Origin of the sequence: Rhizobium sp. SYY.PMSO, from assembly GCF_046840415.1 — a bacterium.
Taxonomy (GTDB): domain Bacteria; phylum Pseudomonadota; class Alphaproteobacteria; order Rhizobiales; family Rhizobiaceae; genus Rhizobium.
Window position 1 is genome coordinate 2,058,186 of the sequence record NZ_CP177349.1, and the last position, 21,707, is coordinate 2,079,892.

At 61.8% G+C, this 21,707-nt stretch carries 19 protein-coding genes and 1 pseudogene; 12 read left to right on the forward strand and 8 right to left on the reverse strand.

Translation table 11 applies throughout. From position 1 onward, the window contains the following. Nucleotides 1-295 precede the first annotated feature (295 nt). Both ACJJVH_RS10000 and ade read left to right on the forward strand, forming a co-directional pair. A pseudogene (locus tag ACJJVH_RS10000) lies at nt 296-1,626 on the forward strand (aspartate aminotransferase family protein). 93 nt (nt 1,627-1,719) lie between these two features. Beyond that, entirely contained in the window at nt 1,720-3,417 is a 1,698-nt protein-coding gene (ade, locus tag ACJJVH_RS10005; RefSeq protein ID WP_412063831.1) for an adenine deaminase, read from the forward strand. Here the strand turns inward: ade and ACJJVH_RS10010 are convergent, their stop codons facing one another. Beyond that, nucleotides 3,418-5,064, reverse strand: coding sequence for an alpha-glucosidase family protein (locus tag ACJJVH_RS10010; protein ID WP_412063832.1), 1,647 nt, complete (start codon nt 5,062-5,064; stop codon nt 3,418-3,420). Nucleotides 5,065-5,356: 292 nt separating this feature from the next. On the opposite strand from ACJJVH_RS10010, the gene ACJJVH_RS10015 reads away from it, so the two are divergent. From ACJJVH_RS10015 to ACJJVH_RS10050, 8 genes are all read left to right on the forward strand, one after another. Continuing rightward, complete coding sequence (locus ACJJVH_RS10015) at nt 5,357-6,937, forward strand: peptide ABC transporter substrate-binding protein (RefSeq protein WP_113356529.1); 1,581 nt, start codon at nt 5,357-5,359, stop codon at nt 6,935-6,937. Between the two features lie 51 nt (nt 6,938-6,988). Beyond that, the gene (locus tag ACJJVH_RS10020) at nt 6,989-7,912 is read left to right on the forward strand and encodes an ABC transporter permease subunit (protein WP_112803752.1); all 924 of its coding nucleotides are present in this window, start codon (nt 6,989-6,991) and stop codon (nt 7,910-7,912) included. After that, a complete protein-coding gene (locus tag ACJJVH_RS10025; protein WP_112803751.1) occupies nt 7,909-8,826 on the forward strand; it encodes an ABC transporter permease subunit in 918 nt (305 codons plus the stop codon). The genes ACJJVH_RS10020 and ACJJVH_RS10025 overlap by 4 nt, the downstream gene beginning before the upstream one ends. Nucleotide 8,827: 1 nt before the next feature. Continuing rightward, on the forward strand, nt 8,828-9,823 hold the full coding sequence (locus ACJJVH_RS10030) for an ABC transporter ATP-binding protein (RefSeq protein WP_113392746.1): 996 nt from the start codon (nt 8,828-8,830) through the stop codon (nt 9,821-9,823). Continuing rightward, nucleotides 9,816-10,802, forward strand: coding sequence for an ABC transporter ATP-binding protein (locus ACJJVH_RS10035; protein WP_412063833.1), 987 nt, complete (start codon nt 9,816-9,818; stop codon nt 10,800-10,802). Before ACJJVH_RS10030 ends, ACJJVH_RS10035 begins: the two co-directional genes overlap by 8 nt. 91 nt (nt 10,803-10,893) lie before the next feature. After that, nucleotides 10,894-11,811, forward strand: coding sequence for a sugar kinase (locus ACJJVH_RS10040; protein ID WP_113385865.1), 918 nt, complete (start codon nt 10,894-10,896; stop codon nt 11,809-11,811). A gap of 123 nt (nt 11,812-11,934) precedes the next feature. Beyond that, nucleotides 11,935-13,035, forward strand: coding sequence for a glycosyltransferase family 4 protein (locus ACJJVH_RS10045; RefSeq protein WP_112803748.1), 1,101 nt, complete (start codon nt 11,935-11,937; stop codon nt 13,033-13,035). A gap of 374 nt (nt 13,036-13,409) precedes the next feature. Further along, on the forward strand, nt 13,410-13,850 hold the full coding sequence (locus tag ACJJVH_RS10050; RefSeq protein WP_112803747.1) for a MarR family transcriptional regulator: 441 nt from the start codon (nt 13,410-13,412) through the stop codon (nt 13,848-13,850). Nucleotides 13,851-13,891: 41 nt separating this feature from the next. On the opposite strand, the gene der is transcribed toward ACJJVH_RS10050, so the two are convergent. The 4 genes from der to ACJJVH_RS10070 all read right to left on the reverse strand — a co-directional run bounded on the left by der (nt 13,892) and on the right by ACJJVH_RS10070 (nt 16,876). After that, nucleotides 13,892-15,319: a ribosome biogenesis GTPase Der gene (gene der / locus ACJJVH_RS10055; protein ID WP_112803746.1), complete on the reverse strand. Its 1,428-nt coding sequence runs from the start codon at nt 15,317-15,319 to the stop codon at nt 13,892-13,894. Between the two features lie 11 nt (nt 15,320-15,330). Next, nucleotides 15,331-16,014 carry a tetratricopeptide repeat protein gene (locus tag ACJJVH_RS10060; protein WP_112803745.1) on the reverse strand — a complete coding sequence of 228 codons (684 nt, stop codon included), beginning with the start codon at nt 16,012-16,014 and terminating at the stop codon, nt 15,331-15,333. A 102-nt stretch (nt 16,015-16,116) separates the two neighbouring features. Continuing rightward, nucleotides 16,117-16,698: an NnrU family protein gene (locus tag ACJJVH_RS10065; protein WP_113385743.1), complete on the reverse strand. Its 582-nt coding sequence runs from the start codon at nt 16,696-16,698 to the stop codon at nt 16,117-16,119. Between the two features lie 34 nt (nt 16,699-16,732). Continuing rightward, entirely contained in the window at nt 16,733-16,876 is a 144-nt protein-coding gene (locus tag ACJJVH_RS10070; RefSeq protein ID WP_162751274.1) for a hypothetical protein, read from the reverse strand. Between ACJJVH_RS10070 and ACJJVH_RS10075 the strand changes: the two genes are divergently transcribed. Continuing rightward, nucleotides 16,875-17,855, forward strand: a complete 981-nt coding sequence (locus ACJJVH_RS10075) for a polysaccharide deacetylase (protein WP_113385742.1) — start codon at nt 16,875-16,877, stop codon at nt 17,853-17,855. The genes ACJJVH_RS10070 and ACJJVH_RS10075 overlap by 2 nt on opposite strands. Before the next feature lie 150 nt (nt 17,856-18,005). Here the strand turns inward: ACJJVH_RS10075 and sbmA are convergent, their stop codons facing one another. Beyond that, nucleotides 18,006-19,271, reverse strand: a complete 1,266-nt coding sequence (gene sbmA, locus ACJJVH_RS10080) for a peptide antibiotic transporter SbmA (protein ID WP_112803743.1) — start codon at nt 19,269-19,271, stop codon at nt 18,006-18,008. A gap of 422 nt (nt 19,272-19,693) precedes the next feature. Between sbmA and ACJJVH_RS10085 the strand changes: the two genes are divergently transcribed. Further along, nucleotides 19,694-20,278 carry a PadR family transcriptional regulator gene (locus tag ACJJVH_RS10085; protein WP_112803875.1) on the forward strand — a complete coding sequence of 195 codons (585 nt, stop codon included), beginning with the start codon at nt 19,694-19,696 and terminating at the stop codon, nt 20,276-20,278. Nucleotides 20,279-20,285: 7 nt separating this feature from the next. Here ACJJVH_RS10085 and map read toward each other — a convergent pair whose 3' ends face one another. Then, nucleotides 20,286-21,038 (reverse strand): type I methionyl aminopeptidase, encoded by a 753-nt coding sequence (gene map / locus ACJJVH_RS10090; RefSeq protein ID WP_112803742.1) that lies wholly within the window; start codon nt 21,036-21,038, stop codon nt 20,286-20,288. Between the two features lie 139 nt (nt 21,039-21,177). After that, nucleotides 21,178-21,690, reverse strand: coding sequence for a GNAT family N-acetyltransferase (locus tag ACJJVH_RS10095; RefSeq protein WP_412063834.1), 513 nt, complete (start codon nt 21,688-21,690; stop codon nt 21,178-21,180). Nucleotides 21,691-21,707: the final 17 nt, after the last annotated feature.

The window sequence follows — 21,707 nt, forward strand, 5'->3', positions numbered from 1 at the left end:
AGATCGACTTGCTTTCATGACCAGGTGTTTTAGCATTTTTAGCTGGCAAGCCCCGTCGGGCTTGTCAGCTTTTTCGTATCCGAACGAGCGCAGGGCCGGCCTCCGGGCAGCCTGCCGCCATCGAAGCGGGCGCGCGGGTGCGCCGCAGATTTCACCCGTCATCCAAAGCCCCGCCCCGTTCCCCAGCACTATCTTTGCCTTGACGCGAAAGGGCCTGCTGATAATTTGACCAGGCAGTAAAATATAATCGCGCCGCGACCGGGAAATGGCCCCCGAATGACCATTGGAGAACAGCATGTCTGACCGTTTGAATGCCACCCCCAACGATTTGCGCGCCTTCTGGATGCCGTTTACGGCCAACCGCCAGTTCAAGAAGGAACCGCGCCTCTTCGTCGGCGCCAAGGATATGTACTACACCACCCATGACGGTCGGCAGGTGCTGGACGGAACCGCCGGCCTGTGGTGTGTAAACGCCGGACACTGCCGGCCAAAGATCACCGAGGCCATTGCCCAGCAGGCTGGCGAGCTCGACTATGCTCCGGCCTTCCAGCTCGGCCATCCCAAGGCTTTCGAACTGGCGAACCGCCTGGTGGACATCGCCCCGGATGGCCTGGATCATGTCCTCTATACCAACTCCGGTTCGGAATCGGTCGAGACGGCCCTGAAGATCGCCCTCGCCTATCACCGCGTGAAGGGCAACGGCTCGCGCTTCCGCCTCATCGGCCGTGAGCGCGGCTATCACGGCGTCAATTTCGGCGGCATCTCCGTCGGCGGCATCGTCACCAACCGCAAGATGTTCGGCACGCTGCTGACCGGCGTCGACCATATGCCGCACACGCATGTTCCCGGCAAGAACGCCTTCACGCGCGGCGAGCCCGAGCATGGCGGCGATATCGCCAGCGAGCTGGAGCGCATCGTCACGCTGCATGACGCCTCGACCATCGCAGCCGTCATCGTCGAGCCGCGGTTGCCGGCTCCACCGGCGTCCTCATTCCGCCGAAGGGCTATCTGCAGAAGCTGCGCGAAATCTGCACCAAGCACGGCATCCTGCTGATTTTCGACGAAGTCATCACTGGCTTCGGTCGCCTCGGCACCCCGTTTGCGGCTCAGTATTACGACGTGAAGCCCGACATGATCACCACCGCCAAGGGCCTGACCAACGGCGTCATCCCGATGGGCGCCGTCTTCGTGACCTCGGAGATCCATGACGCCTTCATGCAGGGACCCGAGCACATGATCGAGTTCTTCCACGGCTACACCTATTCCGGCAACCCGATCGCCTCCGCGGCCGCGCTTGCGACGCTCGACACCTACAAGGAAGAGGGCCTGCTCACCCGCGCGGCCGAGCTTTCCGACTACTGGGCCGATGCCCTGCATTCCCTCAAGGACTGCCCGAACGTCATCGACATCAGAAACACCGGCCTGATCGGCGCCATCGAGCTCGATCCCATCGCCGGCGAACCCACCAAGCGCGCCTTCACCGCCTTCCTGAAGGCCTACGAAAAGGGCCTGCTGATCCGCACCACCGGCGACATCATCGCCCTCTCGCCGCCGCTCATCATCGAGAAGCATCACATCGACGAGCTGTTCGGCAAGCTTCGCGAGATCTTGCAGAATAATATCTGAGGCATAAGCTCGAACACATCTCCGCCCCTCACGCCTCCTCTTGTAATAGCAAGAGAGCCGGCGTGAGGGGCGATCCATATGCGAGGGACACACATGACCACCAAACTCGAACGCTATATCGACCAGGGCGTCGGCCGGGAGCCTGCGGACATCGTGCTGAAAAACGGCCGGTTCTTCGATCTGGTGACGGGAGAGCTGGTCGCTTCCGATATCGCCATTTGCGGCGACCGCATCGTCGGCACCTGCGGCGACTATAAAGGGCGTCAGGAGATCGATATTGCCGGCCGCATCGTCGTGCCGGGTTTCATCGACACCCATCTCCACATCGAATCCTCGCTGGTGACGCCGCTCGAATTCGACCGCTGCGTCCTGCCCTACGGCGTCACGACGGTCATCTGCGATCCGCATGAGATCGCCAACGTGCTCGGCACCGAAGGCATCCGCTATTTCCTGGATTGCTCGCTGGAAACGATCATGGATATTCGCGTCCAGCTTTCCTCCTGCGTACCGGCCACGCATCTTGAAACCTCGGGCGCCGATCTGCCGATCGAAACGCTTCTGCCCTTCCGCAACCATCCCCAGGTGATCGGCCTTGCCGAATTCATGAATTTCCCCGGCGTGGTCCACAAGGATCCCGTCTGCATGGCCAAGCTCGAAGCCTTCCAGGGCGGCCATATCGACGGCCACGCCCCTCTGCTGCGCGGCAACGATCTCAACGGATATCTCGCCGCCGGCATCCGCACGGAACATGAATCGACGACCGCCGAAGAAGCGCTGGAAAAGATCCGCAAGGGCATGCATGTGCTGGTGCGTGAAGGCTCCGTCTCCAAGGACCTGCATGCGCTGATGCCGATCATCACCGAGCGCCTGTCGCCCTATCTCGCGCTCTGTACCGACGATCGCAACCCGCTCGACATCGCCGAACAGGGCCATCTCGATTATATGATCCGCACGGCAATCGCCCATGGCATCGAACCGCTGGCAATCTATCGCGCGGCTTCCATTTCAGCCGCCCGCGCCTTCGGCCTGCGGGATCGAGGTCTGGTGGCGCCCGGCTGGCGTGCGGATCTCGTCGTCGTCGACAGCCTTGAGAGCTGCAAGGCCGAGATCGTCTTCTCCGGCGGCAGAAAGGTGACGGCCGAGCTCTTCGCCACCCGCAAGTCCGTCGCCCCGGTCGGCCTCGACAGCGTCAAGGCCCGCCCGATCAATGCCGCCGATTTCGGCGTGCCACTTAACGAAGGCGAAAGCTCCGTGATCGGCGTGATGCCCGGCAAGATCATCACCGAGCATCGCCGTTATCGGCTGCCCGCCAAGGGCAATCAGACCGATATCGACCTCGGCAACGATGTCATCAAGGTCGCCGTCATCGAGCGGCACGGCAAGAACGGCAACCACGCCAACGGCTTCGTCCAGGGGTTTGGGCTGAAGAAGGGCGCGATCGCCTCGACCGTCGGCCATGACAGCCACAATATCTGCGTCGTCGGCGTCAACGAGGATGACATGGCGCTCGCCGCCAACCGCCTCAGCGATATCAACGGCGGCTTCGTCGTCGTCGAGGATGGCGTCGTGACAGGCGAAATCGCCCTGCCCGTCGCCGGCCTGATGAGCCTGGAGCCATACGAAAGCGTGCGCGACACGCTGCACGATCTGCGCCAGGCGGCCTATGCCCTCGGCGCGACGCTGGAAGAGCCTTTCCTCCAGCTCGCCTTCCTGCCCCTGCCCGTCATCCCGCATCTGAAGATATCGGACAGAGGTCTTGTCGATGTCGACAAATTCATGCTGATCGGCTGATCAGGCGAGCTTGCCGCAATAGACATCGAGTGCCGAGAGCGCCACCGTCGATCCGGCATCGGCGGTGGTGAAGCCCGGCATGGCGATCGTCTTGCCCAGCCTGATCCCCTTCGGCAATGCGACCTTCACCGGCTTGCGGGAGAGATTGAACACGAACAGAAGCGTCTCATCGCCCTTGGAGCGCGTGAAGGCCAGAACATCCTCCTCGGTATCGAGGAAGGTCATGTCGCCGTCGCGCAAGGCGGCATGCTCTGCTCGGAAGGCCAGCGTCTGCCGATAGTGGTGCAGCACGGAATGCTGGTCCGCCTCCTGCTTGTCGACCGCCAGCGCCGCATGCTGATAGGGAACCGGCAGCCAGGATTTCTCGGCGGTGGTAAAGCCCGCATGGGCGCGGTTGGCCTCCCAGGGCATCGGCGTGCGGCATCCGTCACGCCCCTTGAATGCCGGCCAGAAGCGAATTCCGTAGGGATCGCGCAGATCCTCGAAGGCCAGCTCCGCCTCGGGCAGACCGAGCTCTTCCCCCTGATACAGGCAGATCGAGCCGCGCAGGACGGACAGCAGCGAAATCGCCAGCTTTGCGACGCGCGGCTGCTCTTCCTCCGTCTCTGCAAAGCGGCTGACATGGCGCTGGACGTCATGGTTGGAGAAGGCCCAGCAGACCCAGCCATCGACGACATTGTCCTGGAAATCGCTGACGCAGCGGCGGAAATGCGCCGGCGTGAAATCCGGCCCCAGCAGGTCGAACGTATAGCACATATGCAGCTTGTCGCCGCCGCTGGTATAGGCCGCGACGGTTTGCAACGAGCGCGCGCCATCGCCCACTTCGCCGACGGTCGTGCGATCCTCATATTGATCGAGCAGCGCCCGGAACCGCTTCAGGAAGCCGATATTCTCCGGCTGTGTCTTGTCGTAGAGATGGTTCTGCATCCCGTAAGGGTTGCTCTCGGGTGCATCGAGCCCGCCCGTTGCCACGAGTGCCGGCGGATTGTCGCGCAATTCCCTGTCGCAGAAGTAGTAATTTACCGTATCCAGGCGGAAACCGTCCACACCGCGGTCGAGCCAGAACTTGACGGCAGCCAGCACCGCGTCCTGCACCTCCGGATTGTGGAAGTTCAGGTCCGGCTGCGAGGTCAGGAAGTTGTGCTGGTAATATTGCCGGCGCACGCCGTCCCATTCCCAGCCCGGTCCGCCGAAGATCGACAGCCAGTTGTTCGGCGCCGTTCCATCCGGCTTCGGGTCGGCCCAGACGTACCAGTCCGCCTTGGGATTGTCGCGGCTCGTGCGGCTCTCCACGAACCAGGGATGCCGGTCGGACGTGTGCGAGATGACCTGGTCGATGATGACCTTGAGTCCCAGCTCGTGTGCCGCCGCCATCATCTCGTCGAAATCGGCCAGCGTGCCGAAAATCGGATCGACATCGCAGTAATCGGCGACGTCATAGCCCATGTCGGCCATCGGCGAGGTGAAGAACGGCGCCAGCCAGATCGCGTCGACCCCGAGTGCGGCAATGTGAGGCAGGCGCCGGGTAATGCCCTTGATGTCGCCGAGCCCGTTGGCATCCGTATCCTGAAACGACCGCGGATAGACCTGATAGATCACTGCCCCGCGCCACCAATCGGCTCCCGCCGCCTTATTCGTCGATTTCATCAAACCGCCTCGATACCGCACACGCCCCTCAGTTTGCACACTCGGACGCAGGCGGCAAGCCGCAATCGGCAGAAGCAAGAACGCTACTATCAGGACGCGTAAATTCGCAGTATCAATTTTAGAGAATACCAATGTGAAAACTCACGCACGAAGCACGCCTTGCTCTTTTAGGCTTGAAAGCGACGTCGCTTTGGATAGTTTCCGGCATTGACCTGCACGTACAGGTCACCTGCGGGAATAAAAATACCCCTGTAAATTCAGGGACAATAACTCCAGAAAGGTGGGAAAAGGCATGACTCGTTTCACCAGAAAATTTCTTGCGACGGCTCTCGTCAGCACGGTATTGAGCTTCTCGGCGCACGCCGCGACCCTCAATATCCACAACGGCGGCGACCCGACGTCGCTCGACCCACAAAAAATTTCCGGCGATTGGGAAAACCGAATCGACGGCGATATTTTCGAAGGGCTGGTGACTGAGGACCCCAAGGACAATCCCATCCCCGGCCAGGCTGCGAGCTGGACCGTTTCTCCCGACCAGAAGGTGTACACCTTCAAGCTGCGCGACGGCATCAAGTGGTCCGACGGGCAGCCGGTAACGGCTGAAGACTTCGTCTTCGCCTTCCAGCGCCTGATGGACCCGAAGACGGCCGCCCAGTACGCCTACCTGCAATACACGATCAAGAACGCGGAAAAGATCAACAAGGGCGAAATCAAGGATCTGAGCCAGCTCGGCGTCAAGGCTATCGACGACAAGACGCTGGAAATCACGCTTGAGAATCCGACGCCCTATTTCCTCAACGCCTTGATGCATTATACGGCCTATCCGCTGCCGAAGCATGTCGTGGAGGCCAAGGGCGACCAGTGGGTCAAGATCGGCAACATCGTTACCAACGGCCCTTACAAGCCCGTCGAATGGGTGCCCGGCTCGCATGTCTCCAACGTCAAGAACGATCAGTACTACGACGCCAAGGACGTGAAGATCGACAAGGTGAACTTCTACACGCTCGAAGATCAGGCCGCTGCATTGAAGCGCTACCGCGCCGGCGAGTTCGATATTCTCACCTCGTTTCCGGCCGACCAGTATGACTGGATCCAGAAGAACCTCCCCGGACAGGCGCATGTGGTGCCCTTCCTTGGCACCTACTATTACGTGCTGAACGCCACCAAGCCACCCTTCAACGACAAGCGCGTCCGCCAGGCTCTGTCCATGGCCGTCAACCGCGAGGTGATCGGCCCGAAGATCCTCGGAACCGGCGAACTGCCGATGTATTCCTGGGTGCCGCCGGGCACGGCCAACTATGGCGAGCCCGCCTACGTCAGCTGGAAGGACGAGCCCTACAAACAGAAGGTGGAAGAAGCAAAGAAGCTGCTGAAGGAAGCAGGCTTCGGCCCAGACCATCCGCTCAAGGCGCAGCTCCGCTACAACACCAACGACAACCACAAGCGCATCGCCGTCGCGATTGCCGCCATGTGGAAGCCGCTCGGCGTCGATATCGAGCTCTACAACACCGAAACCAAGGTGCATTACGATGAAATGCAGCGCGGCGAGGTGCAGATCGGCCGCGCCGGCTGGCTTGCCGACTACAACGACCCGATCAACTTCCTGAACCTGCTCTCCACCGGCGTCGAGATGAACTACGGCCGCTGGAGCAACCCGGATTATGACGCGCTGATCAAACAGGGCAACGAGGAAACCGACCTCAAGAAGCGCGCCGAAATCTACAAGAAGGCCGAGCAGCTGGCTCTCGACGACAGCGCGGCGATCCCGATCTACTACTACGTTTCCCAGAACATCGTCGCCCCGAAGGTCCAGGGCTTCGTGGATAATATCCAGGACATCCACCGCACTCGCTGGCTGTCGATCAAAGAATAATTGGGAACAGGCTCTCTCCCGGACACAACCGGGAGAGAGCCGTCAAAAACCATGTTTGGCTATGCTCTCCGTCGTTTGCTGTCGACAATCCCCGTCCTGTGGATTGCCGTGACAGTGTGTTTTTTCATTCTGCGCCTCGCTCCCGGCGGCCCCTTCGATGGCGAAAGGCCATTGCCGCCGGAAGTCAAAGCCAACCTTGCGGCCCACTACAACCTGGACAAGCCTCTGGTTGAGCAATACCTGATCTATGTCGGCGACGTCATGAAGGGCGATCTTGGCCCCTCCTTCGCCAATCAGGATTTCACCGTCACCCAGCAGATCATGTCGGGCTTTCCCTATACGCTCACCATCGGCGGCGCCGCCTTCGTGCTCGCAACCGTGGTCGGCGTGCTGATAGGCTGTCTTGGGGCACTCTATCAGAACCGCGCGGCCGATTACTGGCTGGGCGGCGGGCTTCTCGTCGGCCTCGTCATGCCGAGCTTCCTGATCGCGCCCATCCTTCAGCTCGTCTTCGGCAACACGCTCGGCTGGCTGCCCGTCGGCGGCTGGGGCGACGGCTCGGTACGGTTCCTGATCCTGCCCATCGTCGTTCTGACGCTGCCGCATGCGGCACGCATCTCGCGCCTCATGCGCGGCTCGATGATCGAGGTGATGAGCCAGAACTTCATTCGCACCGCCAAGGCCAAGGGCATCGGCCCGCGGCTCACCGTGATGCGGCATGCGCTGAAGCCGGCCATGATGCCTGTCGTCTCCTATCTCGGACCGGCGGCGAGCTATCTGCTCACCGGTTCGCTTGTCGTCGAGAGCATCTTCGGCTTGCCCGGCGTCGGCCGCTACTTCGTCGGCGCAGCGCTGAACCGCGACTACGGCATGGTGCTCGGCACGGTCATTTTCTACATGGTGCTGATCGTGGTCCTCAATCTCCTGGTCGACATCGCCTATGCCTGGCTCGACCCGAAAGTGAGAATGCGATGATCCTCAATTCCGCCAAGAGAGAATTGCTGGAAGCGGAATTGCTTTCGGCAGAGGGGCTTGCGCCCAAGGGGCGCTCCCTCACCGGCGATGCGATGCGTCGCCTGCTGCGCAACAAGGCGGCGGCACTGTCGCTGATCGTGCTGGCAGCGCTGGTTCTGGTCGCCATTTTCGGCCCGTATTTCCTGCCTTTCAACTATGAAGATCCGGACTGGAACTCGTTCCGAGGCGCTCCGGACTTCGCCGCCGGCCACTATTTCGGCACAGACGGCAACGGCCGCGACCTGCTGGCACGCACGCTCTACGGCACGCGCGTTTCGCTGACCGTCGCGCTGGTGGCAACCCTCGTTTCGGTCGTCATCGGCGTGCTTTACGGCGCCGTGTCAGGCTATTTCGGCGGTCGCGTCGATGCGATCATGATGCGCTTCGTCGATATCATGTACGCACTGCCCTACGTGCTCTTCGTCATCCTGCTGATGGTGATCTTCGGCCGCAACGTCTACCTGCTGTTTGCGGCGATCGGCGCACTCGAATGGCTGACCATGGCCCGTATCGTGCGCGGCCAGACCCTGTCGATCAAGCAGCGGGAATTCATCGAAGCCGCCCGCGCCTCCGGGCAACGGTCGTTCAAGATCATCCTCAAGCACATCGTGCCGAACCTCGTCGGTCCGGTGGTCATCTACGCCACGCTCACCATCCCGGAAATCATCGCGACCGAAAGCTTCCTCTCCTATCTCGGCTTCGGCGTTCAGGAGCCGCTGACATCGCTCGGCACGCTGATCGCAGAAGGCTCGGCGGGCATGGAGACGACGCCCTGGCTGCTGTTCTTTCCCGCCGGGTTCCTGATCGCGCTGCTGATGAGCCTGCTCTTCATCGGCGACGGTCTGCGCGACGCTTTCGATCCGAAGGATCGCTGACATGACAGACACGCTTCTCGAACTCAAAGACTACTCCATCACCTTCCGCACGCCGGAAGGCGAAGTGGCGGCGGTCTCGAAGATGAACCTCAAGATCGGCCGCGGCGAACGCGTCGCCATCGTCGGCGAATCCGGTTCCGGCAAGAGCCAGACCTTCCTCGGCCTGATGGGCCTTCTCGCCAAGAACGGCCGCACCAGCGGCCAGGCGCTGCTCGACGGCAAGGATCTGCTGACGCTGAAACCGCGCGAGCTCGACCATGTGCGCGGCAAGGACATGGCCATGGTCTTTCAGGACCCGATGACGGCGCTCAATCCGTCGTTGCGCATCTCGCGGCAATTGACCGAGCAGCTGGAGGTCCATGGCGGGTTGACGGCGCGTGCGGCGTCGGCCGCGGCGCTGGATATGCTGAAGCGGGTCGGCATTCCCGACCCGACGCGCCGCTTCAACCTTTATCCGCACGAACTTTCGGGCGGCATGCGCCAGCGCATCGTCATCGCCATGGCGCTGCTCACCAAACCGAAGCTCCTGATTGCCGACGAGCCGACGACAGCGCTCGACGTGACGATCCAGGCGCAGATCCTCGATCTCTTCAACGAGTTGACGGCGGAAATGCACACGGCGCTTGTGATGATTACCCATGACCTCGGCGTCGTCGCCGGCCTCGCCGACCGCGTCGCCGTCATGTATGCGGGCCGTATCGTCGAAGAGGCGCCGGTCGAGGAGCTGTACGAAAATCCGGCTCACCCTTACACGGCAGCGCTTCACGCCTCGATCCCTCGGCCTGATCAGGATGTCGACGATCTCACCGTCATCCCCGGGCGGCCGCCGAATCTGATGCATCTGCCGCGCGGCTGTGCCTTCTCGCCGCGTTGCGCCCATGTGCAGGACGACTGTCTGGATGCGGCGCCGCCGCTCGCCCAGCTTACGCCACGCCGTTGCGCGGCCTGCTTCCATCCCCTCACGGCTGATCAGGAACGGAGCCTCGTCCATGGCTGAACAAACGCTTCTGAAAGTCGAGCATCTGACGACCGAATTCGAAATACCGTCGAAATCCCTCTTCAGGCCGCCGATGGTGCTGACGGCGGTCAACGACGTCAGCTTCGAGCTGAAGGCCGGCCGCACGCTCGGCATCGTCGGCGAATCCGGTTGCGGCAAGTCGACGCTCGGCCGCTCCATCCTGCGGCTGATCAAGGCGCAGAAGGGCCGCATCCTCTGGCAGGGCGGCAACCTGCTCGACCTCACCGAAGAGGAAATGCGCGCCGCCCGCCGCGACATGCAGATCATCTTCCAGGACCCGAGCGCCTCGCTCGATCCGCGCATGACCGTCGGCGACATCATCGCCGAGCCGCTCACCGTCTTCGAGCCGAAACTGAGCCGCGCTCAACGGCAGGATCGCGTTCGTGAAATCATGGCGGCGGTAGGCCTTGTCCCCGAGATGATCAACCGCTATCCGCACGAGTTTTCAGGCGGACAGGCGCAGCGCATCGGCATCGCCCGCGCCGTCATCACCCGGCCGAAGCTGATTATCTGCGACGAGCCGGTCTCGGCCCTCGACGTCTCGATCCAGGGCCAGGTCATCACGCTCCTGCGCCGCCTGCGCAAGGAGTTCGGCCTCACCCTGATCTTCATCAGCCACGATCTCTCGGTCGTGCGCCTGATATCGGACGACGTGCTGGTGCTCTATCTCGGCAAGGTGGTGGAGGCGGGCGAAGCCGCAACGGTCTTCGACCATCCGGCCCATCCCTATACGCAGGCGCTATTCTCCGCCGCCCCGATCCCCGACCCGAAGCTGGCGCGCGGGCGCGAGCGCATCCGCCTGCAGGGCGATCCGCCCTCGCCGCTCAACCCGCCACCGGGCTGCGTCTTCTCGCCCCGCTGCTGGAAGGCGACGGATGTCTGCCGCACGAAGATGCCGCCGACCGAGCATGTGCGCCCCGGCCAGACAGCAGCCTGCTATTATATGGACCGGCCGTAGGCTTCAAAGTGGACGGCGGCCGCCGCCGTCCGCCTTGCCCCCGCCACCGCTTGCGCGTATGCAGCACCAGGGCAAAATGCAGGAGGCAATCTTGGGCGGGCGTTTTCTTTCGATCGGCGAATGCATGGTGGAATTGTCGCAAGCCGATGACGGGCACCTGCGCAAGGGCTTTGCCGGCGATACCTTCAACACCGCCTGGTATGCCCGCGCCTGCCTGCCCGCGGACTGGTCTATCGACTATTTCACCGCTCTCGGCGATGACGCCATGTCCGATGAAATGAGCGCCTTCATGGACGCTGCCGGCATCGGCACGGCCAGCATACGCCGGCTTCGCGGCAAGACGCCCGGCCTCTACATGATCAACCTGAAGGACGGCGAGCGTTCCTTCAGCTATTGGCGCGACAGTTCCGCAGCCCGCCTGCTCGCGGCCGACGGCGACGCCTTGCGCACGGCGATCGAGGCGTCGGACGTGCTCTACTTCTCAGGCATCACGCTGGCGATCCTGCCGCGCGAAGACGCCTTCACCCTGCTGGCAGAGCTGCGCCGCGCCAAGGCGATAGGCAAGCTGGTCGCCTTCGACCCCAATCTGCGTCCCCGCCTCTGGTCCAGCCTGGACGCCATGCACACCATGATCGCGGAAGGCGCTCGCGCTGCAACGCTCGTCATGCCGAGCTTCGACGACGAGGCCATGCATTTCGGCGACGACTCGATTGCCGCCACCATACGCCGCTACCGGCAGTACGGAGCCAGTATGGTCGTCGTGAAGAACGGCGCCGATGGCGCGACCATCGGCGACGGCGCGCACGAGACGCTCGTCCCGGCGATCAAGGTCGGCAAGGTCATCGATACCACCAGCGCCGGCGACAGCTTCAACGGCGCATTTCTGGCATATTACCTCCAGCATCAGGACGCGGTTGCAGCCGCCGGCTTCGCCGCCAAGATCGCGGCGAAAGTCATTCAGGAATACGGCGCGCTCGTCTCTCCCGAGAAGCTGAAATCGATCAGGTAAACGCTGTAATATTTCCATCATCGACACCCCCCACAATAGGGTGGGCGCGGGAATCATGTTTGAAACACCGCAATCGCTGGCACCGTCATCATGAGGATGCGGTGCGGATGGACTGTTTTGGGCATGTTGCAACGCTTGTCAGACATCGATCACACCACCTGGGCGCAGGCGGCGACACCAGTCGCGATACCTGAGCGGCTGCTTATCGTCAGCGATGCATGGCATCCGCAGGTCAATGGCGTCGTCCGCTCGATCGAGAACACCAATCGCGAGCTGGCGCGCATGGGCGTCGAGGTGTCGATGATCACGCCGGACGGCTTTCGCAACATTCCCTGCCCGACCTATCCGGAGATCCGGCTTTCGATCGCCAGCTATCGCAAGGTCGCCTCCCGAATAGAGGCGATCCGGCCGACCTATGTGCATATTGCCACGGAAGGTCCCCTCGGGCTGACGGCCCGGCGCTGGTGCCTGCGAAACGCCATGCCCTTTTCCACGAGCTACCACACGCGCTTTCCCGAATATGTCGCCGCCCGCCTGCCGATACCGGAGAGCTGGCTCTACGCCTTCGTCAAATGGTTTCACAATGCCGGCTACGGCTGCATGGTGGCGACGCCGAGCCTCGCCAGCGAACTCAAGCTGCGCGGCATGCGAAATCTTCTGCCCTGGAGCCGTGGGATCGACTCCCGCCTCTTTCGCCCGCAGCCGCAGGAAGACAATCCTTTCGGCCTGCCTCGCCCGATCTTCATGACTGTCGGCCGCGTGGCGCTGGAGAAAAACCTGCCCGCCTTTCTCGGTCTCGACCTGCCGGGATCGAAGGTGGTGGTCGGCGACGGTCCCGCCCGGGCGGAACTGGAAAAACTTTATCCGGATGTGCATTTTCTGGGAGCGAAATTCGGCGAAGAGCTGGCGCATGCCTATTCTCAGGCGGATGTTTTCGTCTTTCCTTCGAAAACCGACACCTTCGGCAACGCCATTCTCGAAGCGCTGGCGAGCGGCGTGCCGGTCGCCGCCTACCCCGTCACCGGCCCTGCGGATATTCTAGGCGGAGACAGGGCGGCCGGCGTGGTGAACGCGGATCTCGCAACGGCCTGCCTCGCCGCGCTCTCCTGTTCGCGAGAGGCGGCCCGCTCGCTGGCGCTGGACTACTCCTGGGAAGCAGCGACGTCGCAGTTCATCGGCAATGTCCGCATCGCCAACCGCCGAGGCCGGGCGACCAAGGACTGAATCTCCGTTGCGCATCGCCTCGATATTGAATTCCCCGACATCCTGCGCCAGATAGGGAATAGCGCCCCCTGCGTGGCAACCAGCGCGATTATCCGGCCCCGGGCGCCTTAAGCGATTCCGGGAAAGTGCGCGGCGGTTTTCCGTTCGGAATTGCGTGAAGACAACAGGATAGAGCGCTTTCGCGGATCGAGGAAAAGCCGAAGCGCTCCAGCCTGCACGCCCGGCATCGCAGGCACACCAGCGGCATGAGAGCGCAAGAGTGCGCCCTCAGGGCAGCCTCTGCGAAAAGCGAAGAAAGCCATAGCTCCATCGCCATTTTGGCTGTACAATTATTTATCGCACGATTTACATAAAGCCCTCAAGGAGTGCTTGAGATGACGGACGACCCGTTAAAGCTGGATAATTTCATCTGCTTCGCCCTCTACTCGGCGAACCACGCGATGAACCGGCTGTACAAACCCATGCTGGATGCGCTCCATCTCACCTATCCGCAATATCTCGTCATGGTGACGCTCTGGGAAGAGGACGGCCAGACCGTCGGCGGCATCGGTGAAAAGCTGTTCCTGGAATCGAGCACGCTGACGCCGCTTTTGAAACGGTTGGAAGCGGCCGGCTTCATTCATCGCATCCGCAGCAAGGAAGACGAGCGCCAGGTGCTGATCCAGCTGACCGGCGAAGGCAAGGCGCTGAAAAAGAAGGCAGCCGCCATTCCCCCTTGCGTTCTCGATGCAACGGAGCGCTCTGCCGAGGAGCTTACGAGGCTGAAGGCGGAAATTACGACGCTGCGCGAAGCGCTGGGCAAGAACGCGGCCTGACTGCCAGCGCCCTCGCCTGACGATGAGGGCGCTTAAACGGATTATCGCTTCTTCTTGTTTTCGTAAGGATTTTCCGACGAGCGGAAATGGATGCGGATCGGCACGCCGGGCATGGCGAAATCCTCCCGCAGGCCGTTGATCAAATAGCGCACATAGGACTCCGGCAGCGCGTCCGAGCGCGTGCAGGAGATCATGAACGCCGGCGGGCGAGCCTTGACCTGCGTCATGTATTTCAGCTTGATGCGACGGCCCGACACCGCCGGTGGCGGATGCTGGACCTGCTGCGTTTCAAGCCAGCGATTGAGCCGCGCGGTGGAGACACGCTTGTTCCAGACCTTGTCGGTATCGACGATTGCCTGCATCAGGCGGTCGAGCCCCTCGCCGGTCTGGCCGGCAATCGGTATGGCGCGAATACCGCGCGCCTGCGGCAGCAGCCGATCGGTCTTTTCCCGCAGATCGGCAAGCACGGCCTGACGATCCTCGATCATGTCCCACTTGTTGAAAGCAAGCACGGCGCCGCGGCCTTCGCGGATGACGAGATCGACGATCTGAAGGTCCTGCTTCTCGAAGGGAATGGTCGCATCGAAGACGATGACCACGATTTCGGCAAAACGGATGGCGCGCAGCGCATCGGCGACGGAGAGCTTCTCCAGCTTCTCGGTCACTCTGGCCTTGCGGCGCATGCCGGCGGTGTCGAACATCTTCACGGTACGGCCGCGCCAGCTCCAGTCGACGGAGATGGAGTCGCGCGTGATGCCGGCCTCGGGGCCGGTCAGCAGCCGGTCCTCACCGAGGAAACGATTGATCAGCGTGGATTTGCCGGCATTCGGGCGGCCGACGATGGCGACGCGCAGCGGCTTGGTGTCGTCATAGGCAGGCTCTTCGTCGATCTCCTCGCCATCCTCGCCGACACCAGGGCGCGGAATGCGGACATTCGTTTCAGCCTCGTCGTCCGTCTCCGGAAAGGCGCGCTCATGGCCGATGGCCTCGACGATGGCATCGCGCAGATCCATCATGCCCTGACCGTGCTCGGCCGAGATCGGGCAAGGTTCGCCAAGACCCAGCGTATAGGCATCGTAGAAACCGCTGTCGGAGCCCCGCGCCTCCGATTTATTGGCGACGAGCACGACAGGCCGGCCATGCTTGCGCAGCATTTCGGCCAGGGTTTTGTCGACGTGGGTCAGCCCCATCTTGGCATCGACGACGAACAGCGTCAGATCGGCCTCGTCGATCGCCGCTTCCGTCTGGGCGCGCATGCGGCCCTGAAGCGATTCATCCTGGGCCTCCTCAAGGCCGGCCGTATCGACGATGCGGAAACGCAGGTCGATCAGCTTGGCATCGCCGGGACGACGGTCACGCGTGACGCCCGGCGTATCGTCGACCAGCGCCAGCTTCTTGCCAACCAGACGGTTGAAAAGCGTGGACTTGCCGACATTCGGGCGACCGACGATCGCGACCGTGAAACTCATCGAGCGATCCTTCAGCCTTTTGCAACCGGAGCTTTGCCGGAAGCTGTAATGAGATCGAGCAGCATCTGCGCGCGGTTGGCGACATTGCGCGGGCTTTGCGGATCGTCGACGATCGCCTGGAACCATTGCCGGGCCTTGGCGAAATCGCCGGCCTTGTAGGCGGCAAGGCCAAGAACGTCACGCGCGGAATGGCGGAAGCCGTCGGCAGGAACGGCGAGTTCCTGCGCCTCGGCGGCAACCTGATCGTAGGTGCCGGTATCGACAAGCAGGTAGGCGGCCCGCAAACGAGCCGCATCGCGCACGACGACCGGAATATCCGTCTGCTTGCCGATTGCGGAGAAGGTGGCGATGGCGCCGGCCTTGTCGCCCTTCTGCGCCTGCAGCGTGGCGGCACGCAGGCGTGCCAGCAGCGGATAGGAACCGGGGCCGTTCTTCTCGATGGCGGCGAATGCGGCAAGCGCCTCGTCCGTCTTGTTCTGATCGGCCAGCGTCAGGGCGGCAATGAACTGGTCGCCGCCGCTGCCGGCCTGATTGCCGGCCCAATAGCGGTAGCCGCTATAGGCCGCGGTGCCGAGAACAATGAGCACAGCCCCGCCGATGATGAGCCTGCCGAAACGGCGCCACACGAACCGCAACTGGTCCGAACGCAGTTCCTCGTTCACCTCGCGGATGAAGCTATCGTCATTGAATGCCATTCTCGTCTCCGGCCCAGGCCAAATTGTAAACAGAAAGCGTAGGGGTTAGTGGGGCCTTCTACTCCATTTTGCGGCCGTTGTAAGGGGGAACGGCAGAAATCGTCACATAACGAGCGGCGAAACCCCGATAATCCACGCATGAAGCTTCCAAATGATCAAAGCCCAGACGACGATGCCGATGATGACCGCATAGAGATCGTACTTCGCCGAGACGAACGGGCGCCGGGTGATTTCGCCGGCACGCTCGCGCCGCTTCAGCGAAATGCGCACAATCACACCCCAGGCGAGGAAGGCGGCAAAAAGCAGGATGGCGGCGCCGTCGCCATTGGACAGAAGATGCGCCAAAGCCCAGATCTTCACCGACAGCACCATCGGATGCTTCGTCCTGACCGCAATATGCCCCGCCGGCAGCAGCGAGGCGACGAGACAGATCATCGCAAACAGCATCAGCAGGATGGTGATATGGCTCATCCAGAACGGCGGCGTCCAGATCGGCGTCATGTCCCGCGCCTGGCCGAACCCGTAGATCAGCACGACCAGCGCGACGATGCTGGCGATGGAATAGCCGATCCTCCAGCCATTCTCGCCGAGGCTTGCGATCAACGAGGCGCGCAAACCGGGCGCGAAGACGCGGATCAGATGGATGCCGAGAAAAAGAACAATGCCTAGAATGAGCAATGCCATGGATGAAATCCTCTATGGTCTTGGAGTCACATCCTTATCGACTGCGATAAAAAATTGCCAGCTTCACCGCAGCTTCGCCGCATTTGCACGGAAAGGAAGAAACCATCCAGAGCATGCCGCCCATATCGCCGGTCGATTTTGGCAAGCCGTGCTCGATCCAATCAATCTCGGTGCCCATGTTTCGTTTTGTCTCCTGCCTCTCCGCCGCGCTTTCCCTTGCCCTGCCCGCCATCGCTCAGGCCGATGAAAAACCGAAGCAGCTGGTCATGATTTCCTTCGACGGCGCACATGACAACGCGCTCTGGACCAGGAGCCGCGAGATCGCCTCGCGCAACGGCGCGCATTTCACCTATTTTCTCTCCTGCACCTTCCTGATGAACAAGGCGCAGGCCAAGGCCTATCAGGGCCCGAAACAGCGCGTCGGAAAATCGAATGTCGGCTTTGCCAAGAGCGAGGACGACGTCCGCACCCGCATCGCCAACATCTGGGGCGCCCATCTGGAAGGTCACGATATTTCCAGCCATGCCTGCGGCCATTTCGACGGCAAGGGCTGGAGCGCTGGCGATTGGAAGCAGGAATTCACGAATGCGCGCGTCGCCCTTCGCGACGCCTGGAAAAATGTCGGCCTTGCGGACAAGGAGCCGCAGGGCTGGGAAGATTTCGCTACGCATGACGTCAAGGGTTTCCGCGCGCCTTACCTCTCCACCAGCGACGGCCTCCTGCCTGCGGAAAAGGAGATGGGCTTCCAGTACGATGCAAGCCTCGTCACCAAAGGCCCCGCCCTGCCGCAGGTGGTCGACGGCATCTATCGTTTCGGCCTGCCGCTGATCCCCGAAGGGCCGGAGCATCGCCCCGTCATCGGCATGGACTACAATCTCTACGTCCGCCACTCCAAGGGGGTCGAAGACAAGGCGAACGCCAAGACTTACGAAGACCGTGCCTTCGAAGCCTTCGAGGCCGCCTTCGACAAGCAATATGACGGTGAGCGCATCCCGCTTCAGCTCGGCTTCCATTTCGTCGAAATGAACGACGGCGCTTACTGGCGCGCCCTCGACCGCTTCGTCAGCGACGTCTGCCACAAGCAGGATGTCGCCTGCGTCAGCTATTCCGAAGCCATTCCCATGATCTCATCCCGCGGCAAGCCCCAGCAGGGGTAAGGAGCGGCCGCGCAAAGCCCTGGCCGGGTCCGGCGGATCGATTACGGCGACCAACGCCCTGAGCCAGAGTGAGGGGCCGGCGGTGCGGCTGGGCGCCTCTCCCTCTTGCCAGCCCATTGAAAAAGGCCCCGTTTCCGGGGCCTCGCTTCATCAGCCGTCGACGTGAACGATGGAAGTATCCCGCTCGAGATAATGCTGATCGATCTTCGGCAGCGGCTCGTCGTCGATAGCCGCCTCGAAGGCCTTCAGGCGCTTGTGGATCGACAGGAGCTCGATGATCGTCGTCCAGGAGCTGACGAGATACTGGAAGGAGTTGCTGACCTGACCGAACGCCGTGGCGATCTGCTGCCAGATGCCGAGCGTGATCTTGTGAGCGACGAAGGTCGGCACCAGCACGAAGTAAAGGAAGATCGCATCGAGCTGGCCGTATGAATAGCGCGCGACGTTGAAATACGCATAGTGGAAATACATGCGGAAATAGTTGCGCCGCACGTTGGAAAAGAGCTCCTTGACGGTGGGCGGTTGCGCGCGATCGTCGCGATCCTCGCCGTAGACAAGCTCCTTGCGGTAGGCCGCCTCGACACGCTGGTTGCGGAAATTCAATCCCGGCAGCTTGATCCCGAAGAGCGCCAGCAGGAAGGTGCCGAACACCGACCAGATCAGGGCCAGCCAAACAAGCGAATACGGGATTGCGCCGATGATCGGCAGATCGGTCACATATTTCGACAGTTCCAACAGGATCGGCAGGAAGACGATGAGCGTCATGACGGAGCCGATGAGGCTGACGCCGAGTCCTTCGAGGTTGGTGGCGAAGCGCATGGTGTCTTCCTGAACACGCTGCGATGCACCCTCGATGTGGCGAAGCTTTTCCCATTTCGACATGTAGAAATTGTTCATCGCCCAGCGCCAGCGGAAGAGATAATGACTCAGGAAAAACGATGAGACGACGCTCACCGCCACACCCACCATGCCGAGTTGCGTGAACGCCCACAGCAATGCATAGAAATCGCCATCCGCGACACCGGGCTTTCCGCCAAGCGCATTTTGCAGAAGGTCGAAGAAAGGCCGGCGCCATACGTTTACCGCCACATCGATCTGAACGCCGAAGTAGGTGATGAAGACGATGAAAGCAGACCCCCACACCGACCAGACGACCCATGGGTTGCTCTTCGAAACCACATGCCAAAAGCCGCAAAAGACGGCCGCGCAGAGGATGAAGTAAATATAAAACAGGAAATTACTGGGAGCAGCAAAAAACGCCGCCCCGACCGGTTGCTGCTCTTCCGGCAGCGGCGGAAAGCCCATGGACGCGACGGCATGTGCACCGACAAAATACCACAAAAAGACGCAGAAGAGCGCCCAGACGACCGCTGAGGAAAAAAACGATCTCGGATTCGGGAAAAAAGAATGGAACACGACGGTTAGGCTTCCTGTTGGTTCGAACGACCACAAATGACGTCGATTTGCGGCGAACCTAGGACAGTTCGCCTGTAGCGGCAACCGGCAGTGACCTATTCTTACGTAGATGTAATCGCTTATCCCAAGATCGTGATGCAGTTGTTCAGCGGCGGATTTTCATCCAATGGATGAACTCCTCCCCCATATGGACGCATCTCCCTCCCATTTTCGAATCTCTCAAACGCCCTCTTGCAGAAAACTATCTTACGATATATATCTTACGACATTACGAACGATATAAACCTTCACACTTCACAAGGAGAAACGATATGAGAGGTTTCAAAGATCGCATGTTCGACGATGGCTTTGACATGGTCGAGGCATATATCCTACGACAGGGTCGGGGCCGTGAATCGCGCGGCGAGCACAGGAGAGACTTCATGAGAGGCTTCAAGGGCGGCATGTTCGGCGGCGGGTTTCGCACCGGCCGCAAGTTCGATGCGGCCGACCTGCAGCTCATCATCCTCGCCCTGCTCTCCGAGCAGCCGCGCCACGGCTACGAACTGATCAAGACTTTCGAGGAGCGCTCCGGCGGCTTCTATGTGCCGAGCCCGGGCGTCATCTATCCCGCGCTGACCTATCTCGAAGAGACCGGCCAGGCCGAAGTCGAGGTCAGCGGCACGAAGAAGCTCTACCGCATCACCGAAAGCGGCCAGAAGCGCGTCGATGACAATAGCGAACTGGTGGAAGCGACCTTTGCCAAGCTGGCCGCAATCGGCGAAAAAATGGCGCGTGTCCGCGAAGTCTTCGACGGCGGCGAGGATGATGGCCGCGACAGCCCGTTCGATCGCCATGGCGCTGGCGACGTCCATCGCGCACGCCATCTCCTGCGTTCCGCGCTTCGCTCGAAATTCCCGTGGAGCAAAGCCGAAGGCGCGCGCATCGCGGCAATCCTCGAGCGCGCCGCTGCCGATATCATTCGCGGCGAAGCGAAGGCCGGGGACGAGACGAAGACGGACGGCTGAGCCGCGCTCAGGCGTCCGGCAAGGTCAGGATGACTGGCCCGTTACGGGTGGCGATGATGGTGTGTTCGTACTGGACCGTAGGCGCCTGCGGATCGGCATAGAGCGTCCATGCATCGTCGCCGCCCTCCGCCCAGGTTGCACCGAGCGAGAGAAACGGCTCGACGGTAAAAACCAGGCCGTCCTCCATGATCCGGTTTTCGGAAGGGTCTGCCCAGGTGGAAACCTCGGCGGGCTCTTCGTGCAGCGAGCGGCCGATGCCGTGGCTCGCCAGATTGGCGATCAGCGTATAGCGGTTCTTCTGCGCAAAGGCGCCGACGGCCTGCCCGATCTTCGCAAGCGGCGCGCCGCTGCGGACCTGATTGAGGCCGACCCAGAGCGCCCGCTTGCCGTCCCGGCACAGGCGCTCGATCTTCGGCTTGACCGGCGGCACGGTAAAGGACGCGCCGGTATCGGAAAAGAAGCCGTCCTTCTCCGCCGAAACGTCGAGATTGACGAGGTCTCCCGCCTTGATGACGCGTGGCCCGGGAATGCCATGGGCCACTTCCTCGTTGACGCTGATGCAGGTTGCGCCGGGAAACTTGTAGACCAGCTCCGGCGCCGATTGCGCGCCGGCATCTTCCAGCACCTTGCGGCCGATCGCGTCCAGCTCCAGCGTGGTGATGCCGGGCTCAAGCGCGGCCGCCATGGCCTGCAATGCATTGGCGCAGATACGGCCAATGTCTTTCAGCTTTGTCAGTTCTTCTTCGGTCGAGACGATCATTTACGGTTCCGGCACAATCGCGCTCCGCACAACGGTTCTGCGAGAGGCGTAAGCTCGCTTTCGCCTCTTCGCCCGGCCCAGTCAATGGCCTTTCTGGCGCTTTTTGCCAGATAGCGCGACTTTCGAGCTCCGAAAGGGCTCAGGAACGCGGATCGTCCGATAGCAGCGCCCAGCGCTCGTGATCGCACCAGACGCCACCGATCTTCAGGTATTTTGGCGAGAATCCTTCCTTGCGGAAACCCAGCCTTCTCACGAGCGCGATCGATGGGAGGTTGCCCGGCTGGATATTCGCCTCCAGCCGATGAAGCCCGACAGCATCGAAGGCATGCGCCACGGCCAGGCGAACCGCCTCCGTCATGAAGCCCTGGCCGGCAAAACCCGCCATGCCGTGATAGCCGAGAAAGGCGCTGCGGAAGCCGCCCCACACCATCTGGCTGATATTGACGACACCCACAATGCCGCCGGAGCCAGGGTCGCGCGCCACCAGCCCGACGTTCGGCCCCGTGACGGTCTGGCCGAACCATGCGTCGAAGCCATCCCGGTCGAGGAAGGGATAGGCCCAGGGTGCATGATGGGCGCGGCTGGCGACATTGGCGGCGATCAGCTCTTCCGCATCCCCCTGCCCGACCGGCGAGATGATCACTTGCGGCATGGCTCGCTCCTCCTTTT

What these genes read in the sequence shown, in the direction of transcription:
- ACJJVH_RS10045 (WP_112803748.1), top strand. Translation starts at nt 11,935, where the DNA reads ATGTTGCAACGCTTGTCAGACATCGATCACACCACCTGGGCGCAGGCG.
- ACJJVH_RS10015 (WP_113356529.1), top strand. Translation starts at nt 5,357, where the DNA reads ATGACTCGTTTCACCAGAAAATTTCTTGCGACGGCTCTCGTCAGCACG.
- ACJJVH_RS10095 (WP_412063834.1), bottom strand. Translation starts at nt 21,690, where the DNA reads ATGCCGCAAGTGATCATCTCGCCGGTCGGGCAGGGGGATGCGGAAGAG.
- ACJJVH_RS10025 (WP_112803751.1), top strand. Translation starts at nt 7,909, where the DNA reads ATGATCCTCAATTCCGCCAAGAGAGAATTGCTGGAAGCGGAATTGCTT.
- ACJJVH_RS10060 (WP_112803745.1), bottom strand. Translation starts at nt 16,014, where the DNA reads ATGGCATTCAATGACGATAGCTTCATCCGCGAGGTGAACGAGGAACTG.
- ACJJVH_RS10075 (WP_113385742.1), top strand. Translation starts at nt 16,875, where the DNA reads ATGTTTCGTTTTGTCTCCTGCCTCTCCGCCGCGCTTTCCCTTGCCCTG.
- ACJJVH_RS10065 (WP_113385743.1), bottom strand. Translation starts at nt 16,698, where the DNA reads ATGGCATTGCTCATTCTAGGCATTGTTCTTTTTCTCGGCATCCATCTG.
- ACJJVH_RS10020 (WP_112803752.1), top strand. Translation starts at nt 6,989, where the DNA reads ATGTTTGGCTATGCTCTCCGTCGTTTGCTGTCGACAATCCCCGTCCTG.
- ACJJVH_RS10085 (WP_112803875.1), top strand. Translation starts at nt 19,694, where the DNA reads ATGAGAGGCTTCAAGGGCGGCATGTTCGGCGGCGGGTTTCGCACCGGC.
- ACJJVH_RS10070 (WP_162751274.1), bottom strand. Translation starts at nt 16,876, where the DNA reads ATGGGCACCGAGATTGATTGGATCGAGCACGGCTTGCCAAAATCGACC.
- map (WP_112803742.1), bottom strand. Translation starts at nt 21,038, where the DNA reads ATGATCGTCTCGACCGAAGAAGAACTGACAAAGCTGAAAGACATTGGC.
- ACJJVH_RS10050 (WP_112803747.1), top strand. Translation starts at nt 13,410, where the DNA reads ATGACGGACGACCCGTTAAAGCTGGATAATTTCATCTGCTTCGCCCTC.
- der (WP_112803746.1), bottom strand. Translation starts at nt 15,319, where the DNA reads ATGAGTTTCACGGTCGCGATCGTCGGTCGCCCGAATGTCGGCAAGTCC.
- ACJJVH_RS10035 (WP_412063833.1), top strand. Translation starts at nt 9,816, where the DNA reads ATGGCTGAACAAACGCTTCTGAAAGTCGAGCATCTGACGACCGAATTC.
- ACJJVH_RS10010 (WP_412063832.1), bottom strand. Translation starts at nt 5,064, where the DNA reads ATGAAATCGACGAATAAGGCGGCGGGAGCCGATTGGTGGCGCGGGGCA.
- ACJJVH_RS10030 (WP_113392746.1), top strand. Translation starts at nt 8,828, where the DNA reads ATGACAGACACGCTTCTCGAACTCAAAGACTACTCCATCACCTTCCGC.
- ade (WP_412063831.1), top strand. Translation starts at nt 1,720, where the DNA reads ATGACCACCAAACTCGAACGCTATATCGACCAGGGCGTCGGCCGGGAG.